General features: G+C 71.4%; 13 protein-coding genes. 9 read left to right on the top strand and 4 right to left on the bottom strand.

Going from position 1 to position 11,543, the window contains the following annotated elements; genetic code table 11:
• Positions 1-17 precede the first annotated feature (17 nt).
• From ACZ5C2_RS24265 to ACZ5C2_RS24255, 3 genes are read left to right on the top strand one after another with little or no spacing between them, the layout of a single operon-like run.
• On the top strand, positions 18-1,016 hold the full coding sequence (locus ACZ5C2_RS24265; protein WP_468794554.1) for an AraC family transcriptional regulator: 999 nt from the start codon (positions 18-20) through the stop codon (positions 1,014-1,016).
• On the top strand, positions 956-1,633 hold the full coding sequence (locus ACZ5C2_RS24260) for an AzlC family ABC transporter permease (RefSeq protein ID WP_468794551.1): 678 nt from the start codon (positions 956-958) through the stop codon (positions 1,631-1,633). Before ACZ5C2_RS24265 ends, ACZ5C2_RS24260 begins: the two co-directional genes overlap by 61 nt.
• Complete coding sequence (locus tag ACZ5C2_RS24255; RefSeq protein WP_468794548.1) at positions 1,630-1,938, top strand: AzlD domain-containing protein; 309 nt, start codon at positions 1,630-1,632, stop codon at positions 1,936-1,938. Before ACZ5C2_RS24260 ends, ACZ5C2_RS24255 begins: the two co-directional genes overlap by 4 nt.
• A 341-nt stretch (positions 1,939-2,279) precedes the next feature.
• Here the strand turns inward: ACZ5C2_RS24255 and ACZ5C2_RS24250 are convergent, their stop codons facing one another.
• Positions 2,280-3,224, bottom strand: coding sequence for a hypothetical protein (locus ACZ5C2_RS24250; RefSeq protein ID WP_468794545.1), 945 nt, complete (start codon positions 3,222-3,224; stop codon positions 2,280-2,282).
• A gap of 78 nt (positions 3,225-3,302) precedes the next feature.
• Here ACZ5C2_RS24250 and ACZ5C2_RS24245 point away from each other — a divergent pair, with 78 nt between their 5' ends.
• The 4 genes from ACZ5C2_RS24245 to recX all read left to right on the top strand — a co-directional run bounded on the left by ACZ5C2_RS24245 (position 3,303) and on the right by recX (position 6,954).
• Positions 3,303-3,497, top strand: a complete 195-nt coding sequence (locus ACZ5C2_RS24245) for a DUF3046 domain-containing protein (protein ID WP_468794542.1) — start codon at positions 3,303-3,305, stop codon at positions 3,495-3,497.
• Between the two features lie 59 nt (positions 3,498-3,556).
• Positions 3,557-4,816, top strand: a complete 1,260-nt coding sequence (locus ACZ5C2_RS24240) for an AI-2E family transporter (RefSeq protein WP_468794539.1) — start codon at positions 3,557-3,559, stop codon at positions 4,814-4,816.
• 227 nt (positions 4,817-5,043) lie between these two features.
• Positions 5,044-6,162, top strand: coding sequence for a recombinase RecA (recA, locus tag ACZ5C2_RS24235; protein WP_468794536.1), 1,119 nt, complete (start codon positions 5,044-5,046; stop codon positions 6,160-6,162).
• Positions 6,163-6,165: 3 nt separating this feature from the next.
• Positions 6,166-6,954, top strand: a complete 789-nt coding sequence (gene recX / locus ACZ5C2_RS24230; protein ID WP_468794533.1) for a recombination regulator RecX — start codon at positions 6,166-6,168, stop codon at positions 6,952-6,954.
• Between the two features lie 47 nt (positions 6,955-7,001).
• Here the strand turns inward: recX and ACZ5C2_RS24225 are convergent, their stop codons facing one another.
• Positions 7,002-7,676 carry a class F sortase gene (locus ACZ5C2_RS24225; RefSeq protein ID WP_468794530.1) on the bottom strand — a complete coding sequence of 225 codons (675 nt, stop codon included), beginning with the start codon at positions 7,674-7,676 and terminating at the stop codon, positions 7,002-7,004.
• Positions 7,677-7,681: 5 nt separating this feature from the next.
• The gene (locus tag ACZ5C2_RS24220) at positions 7,682-8,524 is read right to left on the bottom strand and encodes a DUF4397 domain-containing protein (RefSeq protein WP_468794527.1); all 843 of its coding nucleotides are present in this window, start codon (positions 8,522-8,524) and stop codon (positions 7,682-7,684) included.
• 402 nt (positions 8,525-8,926) lie between these two features.
• On the opposite strand from ACZ5C2_RS24220, the gene ACZ5C2_RS24215 reads away from it, so the two are divergent.
• Positions 8,927-9,451, top strand: a complete 525-nt coding sequence (locus tag ACZ5C2_RS24215; RefSeq protein WP_468794604.1) for a universal stress protein — start codon at positions 8,927-8,929, stop codon at positions 9,449-9,451.
• Between the two features lie 17 nt (positions 9,452-9,468).
• Here ACZ5C2_RS24215 and ACZ5C2_RS24210 read toward each other — a convergent pair whose 3' ends face one another.
• A complete protein-coding gene (locus ACZ5C2_RS24210; protein WP_468794524.1) occupies positions 9,469-9,807 on the bottom strand; it encodes a helix-turn-helix transcriptional regulator in 339 nt (112 codons plus the stop codon).
• A gap of 639 nt (positions 9,808-10,446) precedes the next feature.
• Here ACZ5C2_RS24210 and ACZ5C2_RS24205 point away from each other — a divergent pair.
• Positions 10,447-11,496: a TerC family protein gene (locus ACZ5C2_RS24205; protein WP_468794521.1), complete on the top strand. Its 1,050-nt coding sequence runs from the start codon at positions 10,447-10,449 to the stop codon at positions 11,494-11,496.
• Positions 11,497-11,543: the final 47 nt, after the last annotated feature.

The raw sequence follows: 11,543 nt of genomic DNA, 5'->3' as shown, positions 1-11,543 counted from the left end.
TGCGTGACAATGGCCGTATGGCGGAAACGCGCAAGGAGCGTGCGCGGCACTGGCGGTACGACGAACTGCCCGGTGTCGATCTGCTGCGTGCCCGCTACATACGGAAGGCGTTCGTCCGGCACACCCACGAGCACTTCGTGATCGCCGCCATCGCCGACGGCGTGGAGGTCTTCCACCACGGCGGCGGCGACCAGTACGCCGGTCCCGGGTCCCTCGCGCTGGTGAACCCGGACACCCCGCACACCGGCCGGGCGGGCGTTCCCGACGGCTGGCGGTACGGGGCGGTGTACCCGTCGCCGGAGGTGGTGGCCGCGATCGCGGCCGAGACCACCACGCTGCGCGGCGCACCCGGGTTCGTGACGCCCGTCCTCGACGACCCGTACGCGGTCCATCTGGTGCACCAGGTGCTGCGGGCCACCGACGAGGGCAACGCGCTCGCCGCCGACACCCTGCTCCGGGTCGCGGTGACCCGGCTGCTGCGGTCGAACGGCGGGACGCTGCCGCGACGCGAGGTGCGCACGGCGGGGGCCCGGATCGCCGCACGCGCGCGTGCGGCGCTGGAGGAACGGATGGCCGGGCCGCCGACGCTGGAGCGGCTGGCCGCCGAGCTCGGCACCAGCCCGTTCGCCCTGCTGCGCGCGTTCCGTGACACCTACGGGATGCCGCCGCACACCTGGCTCACCGACGCGCGGGTGCGGCGGGCGCGGCGGCTGCTGGACGCGGGGACGGCCCCGTCGCAGGTGGCCCTCGCCGTCGGGTTCACCGACCAGCCGCACCTGAACCGGCACTTCGGCCGGATCGTCGGCGTACCGCCGGGCGCCTACCAGCGCGAGCGCAAGAACGTACAAGACGCGGGTGGCGACCCTTCCGTACCGTCCGGGGCGTGGCAGCGGAACGGACAGCAGCACGCGCGGACCTACGGGACGACGCGGGAGGAAAGCCGGACGGCGCCGTCGTGCGGGACGCCCTCGGCGTCGGGATCGCCGTCGGACTCTCCGGGTTCGCCTTCGGCGTGACCTCGGCGGGCAGTGGACTCACCCTGCTCCAGACCTGTGCGCTCAGCCTGCTGGTGTTCACCGGCGCCTCCCAGTTCGCCCTGGTGGGGGCGCTGGCCGCCGGTGGCGGCCCGTTCACCGCCGCCGCGGGCGCGTTCTTCCTGGGAGTGCGCAACGCCTTCTACGGGCTGCGTCTGTCGCAGTTGCTGGCGCTGCCCCGCGCGGTGCGTCCGTTCGCCGCGCAGTGGGTCATCGACGAGACGGCCGCGGTGTCGCTCGCCCAGCCCACCCGGCGCAGCGCACGCATCGGGTTCGTGGTGACCGGGCTCAGCCTGTACCTCCTGTGGAACCTCACCACGCTGCTCGGCGCGCTGGGCGCGGAGGCGATCGGGGACACCGACGCGTGGGGGCTCGACGCGGCCGGTCCCGCCGTCTTTCTGGCGCTGCTCGCCCCGATGCTGCGGACCGGCACCGAGCGGGCCGTCGCCGGGCTCGCCGTGCTCCTGGGGCTCGGTCTGCTGCCCGTCCTGCCGGCCGGAGTGCCGGTCCTGGTGGCCGCGCTCGCGGCACCGGCCGTCCTGTGGGCGCGGGGCCGCAGGGGCGCTTCGCGCGGGGACGTACCGGAGGAGGACCGTTGAACATCTGGATCGCGATCGGTGTGACCGTCCTCGGCTGTTACGCCGTGAAACTCGCGGGGCTGCTGGTGCCCGCCGGGGTCCTGGAGCGGCCTCTCGTCAGGCAGCTTGCCGCGCTCGTGCCGGTCGCCCTGCTCGCCGCCCTGACCGCTCAGCAGACCTTCTCCGACGGCCGGCTGCTGGTACTGGACGCCCGCGCGGCAGGACTGGCGGCCGCGGCCGTGGCGCTGATCCTGCGCGCCCCGTTCCTGCTCGTCGTCGGAGCAGCCGTCGTCGTGACGGCGGGGGTGCGGGCACTGGGCGGGTGAGAGGGTGCCCGGACGGGTGCCCGGCGGTGCCGCACGAAGACGTGTCGGCACCGGTGTGCGGGGGGCGGCCCGCGAGGGCCCGGTGCTGTAGGCGTCACCGCCGCAGCCCCGGGCAGTCGTGGTCGTGCCTCCCTCAGCGACTCAGGGTGCCTCAAGGGGCCTGGGAGGGGCCCCAGGGCGGCACGGAGGGCGCGGCGGCAACCCGCGAGCGCGGGCGGGCGAAACCCACCCCCGGTCAGCGGTCACGCCCCCGCCGGCGGCCACGCCCCGGGCCGCATCGCATCCCGTTGCGTGCGCGGCAGTCCTTCTCCTGGCCGCGGAGACGCAACGCGGATGTCCATTCAGTCGACGGGACGGCCGTACGCCACCAGGGTGCGCAGGGCCTCGATCGTCACCATCGGACGGGCCTCCAGGGAGGGACCCGGCGCCCACTGCCGCCAGCGGATGGGCCAGCCGCCGTCTTTCTGCTGCCCGGTCGCCAGGAAGTCCAGGGAGCGTGCCATCTCCTCGTCGGTGAACCACGCGCGGGCCAGGGAGCGCGGCGTCCGCGCGTAGTCGTGCGGGAAGTGGTGTTCGCCCGGGGCGTATCCGGGGGCGACCGGGTGGGCATCCAGGTCGTCCGGGTCGAGGGCCGCGAGCCGCTGCTCGCGCACCAGGCGGCCCAGCCGCTCTGCGGCGGCCTTCGCGCGGGCGTGGTCCGGCACGTGGTCCAGGAAGGCCAGGGCGGCCTCGATCTCGTAGGGGTGCGACTTCTCCAGCGACTCCACGGACTGCCAGCAGAAGTCCGTGGCACGGAACAGCCAGGCGTGCCACACCGCGTTGCGGTGCAACAGTCCCACCACCGGCCCGGTGGCCAGCAGTTCGCCGGGCGGGTCGTCCACGACCGGCAAGAAGGGCGCCGCCGGGTAACCGCGCTGACCGGGACGGACCGCCGGAAGCGCGCCGTCCGCTGTCGAAACGGACGTCAGATAGCGGCACACGTCCTCCGCGCGCCGGCCGGCGCAGTTTCCCACGGCGTCCATCACCCGCAGGGCCAGTGCGGTGTGCAGCGGCTGGCTGACCGGACCGCGCAGGTCGGGCTCCAGCGCGTGGCCGTATCCGCCGTCCTCGTTGCGGTAGGCGTCCAGCGCTCTCTCCACCGGAGCGGTTCCGCCGCCGCGGAAGTGATGGGCGAAAAGATGCTGTTCGAGCACCCGCGCGGTGAGCCAGACGAACCGCTCCGCCCGCGCGAGCGCACCGTGCGGCGGGGATGTCGGCGGCAGTGGGGCAGCTCCGGTGTCGGCCATGGGACCGACGGTAGGCGGAAAGTGACGCCGTGAGGCGCGGTGGCCAGGGGTCACCCCCACAGGCGGGATACTGAGGGCATGCGGTTGACGGTCTTCTGGGAGCGGATGGCGGAGCACTTCGGCGCGGGCTACGCCGACACCTTCGCGCGCGACCATGTCATGGCCGAGCTCGGCGGGCGCACCGTGTGCGAGGCGCTGGCGGCCGGATGGAGCGCCAAGGACGTCTGGCAGGTTGTCTGCACGGTGATGGACGTTCCCCGGGAGAAGCGCTGATCGTCACAGAGATACCCCGGGGCCGGACTGCCGCGGTCGGCGTGGGCGAGACTTGAGCCGTGGCATCCACCGAAGAGACCGGGCCGGCGGCCCAGCATCCCACCACGCCCGGCGCGCCACCGTCCGCCGGGCCTCCGTCGGCCCCCATGCCCGGGCCGGGCGCCCGTATGCCGCGCTGGCTGCCGCGTGCCATGGTGCTCGCTCTCGCGCTGGTCGCCGTGTTCCAGCTGGGCAGCTGGGCCTTCCACCAGCTCACCGGCCTGCTGATCAATATCCTCATCGCGTTCTTCCTGGCACTCGCCGTCGAGCCCGCGGTGAGCTGGATGGCGGCGCGCGGGGTGCGCCGGGGCCTGGGCACCTTCCTCGTCTTCCTGGGCATCCTGGTCGTGTCGGCGGGCTTCGTCACGCTGCTCGGGTCCATGCTCGCGGGGCAGATCGTCAAGATCGTCGAGGATTTCCCCAACTACCTCGACTCCGTGATCAACTGGATCAACACCCACTTCCACACCGAGCTGCGACGGGTGGACATCCAGGAGGGTCTGCTGCGCTCCGACTGGCTGCGCAACTACGTCCAGAACAGCGCCACCGGCGTGCTGGACGTCTCCACCCAGGTTCTCGGCGGTCTCTTCCAACTGCTGACCATCGCCCTGTTCTCGTTCTACTTCGCCGCCGACGGCCCCCGACTCCGGCGCACCGTCTGCTCCCTGCTGCCGCCCGCGCGGCAGGCCGAAGTGCTGCGCGCGTGGGAGATAGCCGTGAACAAGACCGGCGGCTATCTGTACTCGCGCGGGCTGATGGCACTCGCCTCCGGCCTGTCCCACTACGTCCTGCTGGAGTTCCTCGAGGTGCCCTACGCACCCGTACTGGCCGTGTGGGTGGGCCTGGTGTCGCAGTTCATCCCCACCATCGGCACCTACCTCGCGGGCGCGCTGCCCATGCTGATCGCCTTCACGGTCGACCCCTGGTACGCGCTGTGGGTGCTGATCTTCGTGGTGATCTACCAGCAGTTCGAGAACTACGTGCTGCAGCCCAAGCTGACCTCCAAGACCGTCGACATCCATCCGGCGGTCGCCTTCGGCTCGGTCGTCGCGGGCACCGCCCTGCTCGGCGCCGTCGGCGCGCTGATCGCCATCCCCGCCATCGCCACCCTCCAGGCGTTCCTCGGTGCGTATGTGAAGCGGTACGACGTCACGGATGACCCTCGTGTGCACGGTCACCGCGGCCCCGGCGGCCCGCGGGCGCTCGGGAGCGCCCGCCGTCTGTGGATCCGCCGGCCGGGCGTGGCGCGCCCCCGGAGCAGCGACACCGGAGCCCCCTGAGGGCAGCCGCACCCCGTGGGCTCCGCGTGGCGCGACTTGACACGAAAATCGAACATCCATTCTTATGGGGGTGCCGGTGAGGCTCAACAGCGGGTGTTCTGTTCCGGTTGAGACCGAAATGCATCCGCGTTATCCACAGGCCGGACGTGCGTCGGGGCGCGTTGTCAGTGGCAGGCGTTAGCGTCTTTGACGTGAAGCGATCGACTCAAGCAAACCGGGTGGAACCCATGGCAGGAACCGACCGCGAGAAGGCGCTCGACGCCGCGCTCGCACAAATTGAACGGCAATTCGGCAAGGGCGCGGTCATGCGCATGGGTGACCGGACGAACGAGCCCATCGAGGTCATCCCGACCGGGTCGACCGCGCTCGACGTGGCCCTCGGCGTCGGCGGTCTGCCGCGCGGCCGTGTGGTGGAGGTCTACGGACCGGAATCCTCCGGTAAGACGACCCTGACCCTGCATGCGGTGGCGAACGCGCAGAAGTCCGGCGGCCAGGTCGCCTTCGTGGACGCGGAGCACGCCCTCGACCCCGAGTACGCGAAGAAGCTCGGCGTCGACATCGACAACCTGATCCTGTCCCAGCCGGACAACGGCGAGCAGGCCCTGGAGATCGTGGACATGCTGGTCCGCTCCGGTGCCCTCGACCTCATCGTCATCGACTCCGTCGCGGCGCTCGTCCCGCGCGCGGAGATCGAGGGCGAGATGGGCGACAGCCACGTGGGTCTGCAGGCCCGACTGATGAGCCAGGCCCTGCGCAAGATCACCAGCGCGCTCAACCAGTCCAAGACCACCGCGATCTTCATCAACCAGCTCCGCGAGAAGATCGGCGTGATGTTCGGCTCCCCGGAGACCACGACCGGTGGACGCGCGCTCAAGTTCTACGCCTCGGTGCGCCTCGACATCCGGCGCATCGAGACCCTCAAGGACGGAACCGACGCGGTCGGCAACCGCACGCGCGTCAAGGTCGTCAAGAACAAGGTGGCGCCCCCCTTCAAGCAGGCCGAGTTCGACATCCTCTACGGCCAGGGCATCAGCCGCGAGGGCGGCCTGATCGACATGGGCGTGGAGCACGGCTTCGTCCGCAAGGCCGGCGCCTGGTACACGTACGAGGGCGACCAGCTCGGCCAGGGCAAGGAGAACGCCCGTAACTTCCTGAAGGACAACCCCGACCTCGCCAACGAGATCGAGAAGAAGATCCTGAAGAAGCTGGGCGTCGGTGTGCAGCCCGAGGAGCCCGCCGCCGAGCAGGGCGCGAACACCACGGGAACCGCTCCGGCCGGGCCGGCCGCGGTACCGGTCCCGGCGGCCAAGGCACCCAAGTCCAAGGCCGCGGCGGCCAAGAGCTGACCCGTGACCCGACGAACCGACTGGGCCGAGTACGACTCCGACACGTTCGGTGCCCCACGGGGGAGGGGCACCGGAGGCGGTGACGCGTACGACGACAGCACGGGCGCGGGTGGCCTCCAGGACGCGGACTCCGGCAGCGACCGGCGGCGCGGCGGTGGCGCACGGGCGGGCGGCTCGCGTGACGGCGGGCCGCGCGGTGGACGCGGACGCACGAGCCGGACCTTCGGCGAGGCGGCCGCGGCGAACGGGGGCGCCTCTTCCTCGCCGGGGGCGGAGCGGGAGGGACCTCCGGGGGACCCGGTCGAGCGGGCGCGGGCCATCTGTCTGCGTCTGCTCACCGGGACCCCGCGCACCCGGAAGCAACTCGCCGACGCGCTGCGCGAGCGGGAGATCCCGGACGAGGCCGCGCAGGAGGTGCTGTCCCGGTTCGAGGAGGTCGGACTGATCAACGACAGCGCCTTCGCAGACGCCTGGGTGGAGTCCCGGCACCACGGCCGGGGACTGGCCCGGCGCGCGCTCGCCCGGGAACTGCGCACCAAGGGCGTCGACCCCGTACTGATCGACGCGGCCGTCTCCCGGCTCGACTCCGAGCAGGAGGAGGAGACCGCGCGCGAACTGGTCGCCCGCAAGCTGCGAGCGACCCGAGGACTCGACCGCGACAAGCGCCTCCGCCGCCTCGCGGGCATGCTCGCACGCAAGGGCTACCCCGAGGGCCTGGCCCTGCGCGTGGTCCGGCAGGCGCTGGAAGAAGAGGGCGAGGACACGGACTTCCCCGGCGACGAACCTGTGTGACACGGCGGGAGTACGCGGTCCCGTCCCAGCCTCACAGGGCGATACACCTAGCGCTCCCCGGTGGGGACGGCGTACACCAGCAGGTTCCGCTGATAGCCACCGCGTGCGCGGTCGTACGGGGGCGCGCAGGTGACCAGGGTCAGGACCGGCCGTCCGTGGCGCCGGAACACCTCGTCGGGGAGCCTGTCCTTGTCGACCACCTCGCGGGCCGTCACCTCGTACCGGACGGGAGACGCGTCCTTGCGGGCGACGGTGATCTTGTCGCCCTTCCGGACCCCGTACAGCTTGGCGAACGCGCCCAGGTCGCCGGTGCGGTCGTCCACGTGGCCGATCAGGACGGCGGAACCGGCGGGGGTTCCCGGCGCGGGGCCGAAGCGGTACCAGCCGACCTGCCCCGCGTTGTGGGGGATCTCCACCGTGCCGTCCTCCTCGACACCGACACCCTTGACCCGGGCGTCCAGGGAGACTCCTGGGATGCGCAGTGCCATGGGGTCGGGTGCGGGGCCGGACGTTTCTGTGCCCGGCGCGTTGTCGTCGTGCACCCCGAACGAGGTTCCGGCCACGGGTTCCTGGGCCCGTGGCCGGGCGCCGAAGTCCGACGGCACCGAGGCGCCGGACGGCCACAGCGACCAGATCAGCAGCGCCGCCAGGGCGACGGCGACGACCGCGGCGGCCCCGACGGCCGCCGCGGAGGGCCGTCCGCTCCTCGCGGAGGAACGCATGACCTTCAGTCGCTCCGGGAGCGCAGGCGACGGGCGGCCAGCAGACCGGCGACCGCGACGGCACCCGCGGTGCCCCAGGCGAGCCAGACGGTGGCGGACTCGTTGTCGGCGGCCATGGCACCGCTCTCACCGGCGTCGACGCCATTCGGCGCGGAGTCCATGCCGCTGATCGTCTGTGTCTTCAGCGCAAGGTTCTCGTCCTCGGCGCTGCCCCAGGCATAGACGACCGTGTTGGCGCCCTCGGCGAGGTCGAGGTCGGCGGGGCCGATGGCCACGGTGTCGGTCCCGGCCAGGACGACGTCGGCGTTCACCGTGCCGGCGGGGACCTCGAGCGACTTCCCGTCCGGGTTGGTCAGCCCTTCGATGACCGGCTCGCCGCCCGCGCGGACGTCCACGGCGGGTGCGGCGGCCACGTGACGGACGGTCAGCCGTGACTGACCGGCCGGGACCTCCGAGGTGTCGTTGACGAACGCGGTGAGTGTGGGGTTGCCCTGCGCGTCGAGGTGGGCCGCGAGGGTGGCGTTCGCCCCGGCAGGGACATCGACGTTCTTCTGGATGGCGGGATCGCCGTCGGGGCCCTCGCCGTCGGGGAAGACTTCGATGTCGTAGGTGCCCGGGTCCAGGGACTGGGGCTCGGTCAGGGTGCCGGGCTTGAAGTCGGGAAGCAGTTCGTTCCCGTTGGCGTACACGTCGACGGTGAGGCCGGGGACGCCGTGGAACACGGACACGGACGCCTTGCCGTTCTCCTGCTCCGTGCTCTGCGCGGAGGCGGGGACGGCCACGGCGAGGGACAGTACGCAGGCACCTGCGGTGGCGGAGGCTATCTTCCTGCTGCGCTGGTTCGTCATCGGAACTCCCTTCGTGGGGGCCCGGTCATACGCGGGGCCCGGCTTCCGGACGAGTGGCTCTCGAATGCAGCGCGCGACGAGGTTCGACGATCCCCAGCAGCCCTCCCACCGGCCGGTCACCCGTCCGGCGGCTGTTCGTGCGTCGCGTGCTGCCGCAGTCGGCGCCACGGACTCGTGACGCCCGATCCATTCTGCGAAGCAATGCGGGGTTCCGCCACTTGTGTCACTTATGCCACTTATGTACCAGCCGGACTGGTGCGACCTGTCGCCGGCTGATCCGTGTCGGACAATTATGCGATCCCGATTACGTGAAAAATATTTCGCGTAACTATTGACGTGCTTTTCCGGGGGAGGGGACCCTGGAAGTGCCCTTTCCTCCCTCGCCCGGAAGGCGTGACGATCATGATTCTCATCGGCCCGTCCTCCTCGCCCGCCGCGAACACCGTCTCCACGCCGGGTCGTTCACGCCCTCCGAGCCCTGTGGCCGCAGTGCTGGCCGACCGTCTCGACGACGTCCCTGTGGTGGACGCGGCTGCCCGGCTCGCCGCCGCGCGCGGCGCACCGCTGCTGCTGATCGCCGTACTGCCACCACCGCTGCCACGAGCCGTACCGGCAGCGCCGGACGGCGTGACGGTTCGCGCGGTGCTGGGGCGTGCTCTTCCACGCCTGGCCCGCGCGGGGATCGGGTACGAGCCGGCCGTCTGTCACCGTCCCGCAGGGCGGGGCGGCCGGTTGTGCGCGGCGAAGGTCCTGCTGGACGCGGCCATCACCCACCGCTGCTCATGCCTGGTGGTCTCCCGCAGCGGACCGGCGGGGCTCGACGCGAACACGGTGATGGAGGCGGCGGCGATCCGGGGTGGCCCGTTCGTCCATGCGGCTCCGCCTGCGCCCTGGGTGCCGCTGACCGCCCCGCGTTCCTTCGTCTGACGTCGGTGCCGGGCGCCTTACGGCGCGGTGCGTCCGGAGCCGGATGCCGGAGTGTCCTCGCGGTGGATGAAGGTCGCCAGCAGGTCGCCGACGGGGTGGCCTGCCTCGGTGGGGTGGCGCAGGGCGACGGTGGGGTCGATCGTGTACCGGTTGCGGCGGCCGACGCGTGTGCGCGTGAGATAGCCGGCCGCTTCGAGGTCGGCGACGATCAGCTGTACGGCGCGTTCGGTGATGCCGATGTGCTCGGCGACGTCCCGGAGTCGCACGTCGGGGTCCTGGGCGAGGGCGATCAGGACGCGGGCGTGATTGGTCAGAAACGTCCACTGGTCGCCACGTGTGGAGGAGGGCCGGCTCATGGCCTTCATCTTACGAAGCGGACTTCGCCTGACCGACATCGTTTCGCGTCCCACAATTGACGAAAATTTTTTCGCGTAACTTTTGACAGGTTTCGGGGGATCGGGTGAGGATGGACATATCGCCCGATGTTCCCCTCATCCCCGTTGAAGGGGGTTTTCGATGTCCGTCCGCACCCGGACCGGTCCCGCCGCGACCGCCGCCCCGGCGCTGTCCGTCTCCCTGCCGCACCCGGTCACCGCGCTGGTCACCAACCGGCCCGACGATCTCGCCGGTGGACGCGGCGGTCCGCCTGGCCGCCGCCCGCAACGCACCGGTGCTGCTGGTCGGCGCCCCGGTCGGCGGAAGCCGGCGGACCCCTCCCGCGCGGACGCGCACGCGGACCGGGCGCCCCTGCCCGGGCTTCGCAGCGCCGGTGCCGGCCACATCCCCGCCGTCCGTCACGTGCCAGGGCTCCGCCCCGCGTGGCTGCCCCTTGGTCCGCGCCGTCCCGCCCGCCTACTCGGACGGCGCCCGCCGCGGAGGCCGGCACCTGCCTGTGGATCTGCCGCCCACCGAGGTGCGCACCGTGTGGACCTCGGACCAGCGCCGCCCGCCCGCCCTCTCGGCCCTCCGACTCCGCCCGAGGAACTCGATGTCCCATGAATGATCTGTCGTTCACCGTCCCGCTATGGGTGTGGGCCGCGGTCTCGCTCGTCATCGCCGTCATGCTGGCCGTCGATCTGATCGCCCACCGCGACAACCATGTGATCGGGTTCAGGGAAGCGGCCGTCTGGTCCGGGGTGTGGATCGCGATCGGCCTGGCCTTCGGCCTGGTCCTGCTCGCGTGGCAGGGCGGAGAGGTGTCCTCCACCTACTACGCCGGATACCTGATCGAAAAGGCACTGTCGATCGACAACGTCTTCGTCTTCGCCCTGGTCTTCTCGTTCTTCGCAGTGCCCGACGCCTACCAGCACAAAATCCTGTTCTGGGGTGTCATCGGCGCTCTGGTGTTCCGGCTGGTGTTCATCTTCGTCGGCGCCGAACTGCTGCAACTCTTCTTCTGGACCGCCTACCTGTTCGGTGCGTTCCTCATCTGGACCGGCTACAAGATGGCCGTCTCCAAGGACGAGGAAGTCCATCCCGACCGCAACATCGTCGTCCGCCTGGTGAAGAAGATCATTCCCACCGACCCGGCGTTCCACGGTGGCCGGTTCTTCACGAAGATCAACGGGCGGCGGGTGGCCACCCTGCTGTTCGTCGCCCTGGTCGCGATCGAGGCCACCGACCTGATCTTCGCCGTCGATTCCGTCGCTGCGATCCTCGCGATCACCACCAACACCTTCCTGGTGTGGACCGCCAACGCCTTCGCGGTGCTCGGCCTGCGCAGTCTGTACTTTTGCCTGGCCGGGCTGCTGCGCCGCTTCGCCTACCTCCACTACGGGCTCGCGGTACTGCTCGCCTTCGCCGGCGTCAAGCTGATCCTGTCCGAAACCCCCGTGGGCAAGCTGCCCATCCCCCTCACCCTCGGCGTCATCGTCGTCACCATCACGGTGTCCATCGGCTGGTCCCTGCTCGCCACGCGTGACGACCACGGTGACCACGGCGGCACCACACCGGGTACGGGCAGCGCGGGCGGGGCCGAAACCGGCCCGGTGACCGGCTCGAGCTCCACGCCTTCCGCCCGCTCGCACGGTACGGAGCCGAGCTGACCGTCGCGGTCACCCCCCATTCCACCGTTCTCGCGTGGGCGCCGCAC

The sequence above is a fragment of the Streptomyces sp. NPDC031365 genome (genome assembly GCF_055569765.1).
The sequence above is the reverse complement of the archived record's forward strand: the minus strand, read 5'-3'. Positions and strand labels throughout refer to the sequence as shown.

What these genes read in the sequence shown, in the direction of transcription:
- ACZ5C2_RS24265 (WP_468794554.1), top strand. Translation starts at nt 18, where the DNA reads ATGGCGGAAACGCGCAAGGAGCGTGCGCGGCACTGGCGGTACGACGAA.
- ACZ5C2_RS24250 (WP_468794545.1), bottom strand. Translation starts at nt 3,224, where the DNA reads ATGGCCGACACCGGAGCTGCCCCACTGCCGCCGACATCCCCGCCGCAC.
- ACZ5C2_RS24245 (WP_468794542.1), top strand. Translation starts at nt 3,303, where the DNA reads ATGCGGTTGACGGTCTTCTGGGAGCGGATGGCGGAGCACTTCGGCGCG.
- recA (WP_468794536.1), top strand. Translation starts at nt 5,044, where the DNA reads ATGGCAGGAACCGACCGCGAGAAGGCGCTCGACGCCGCGCTCGCACAA.
- ACZ5C2_RS24225 (WP_468794530.1), bottom strand. Translation starts at nt 7,676, where the DNA reads ATGCGTTCCTCCGCGAGGAGCGGACGGCCCTCCGCGGCGGCCGTCGGG.
- ACZ5C2_RS24220 (WP_468794527.1), bottom strand. Translation starts at nt 8,524, where the DNA reads ATGACGAACCAGCGCAGCAGGAAGATAGCCTCCGCCACCGCAGGTGCC.
- ACZ5C2_RS24215 (WP_468794604.1), top strand. Translation starts at nt 8,927, where the DNA reads ATGATTCTCATCGGCCCGTCCTCCTCGCCCGCCGCGAACACCGTCTCC.
- ACZ5C2_RS24210 (WP_468794524.1), bottom strand. Translation starts at nt 9,807, where the DNA reads ATGAGCCGGCCCTCCTCCACACGTGGCGACCAGTGGACGTTTCTGACC.
- ACZ5C2_RS24205 (WP_468794521.1), top strand. Translation starts at nt 10,447, where the DNA reads ATGAATGATCTGTCGTTCACCGTCCCGCTATGGGTGTGGGCCGCGGTC.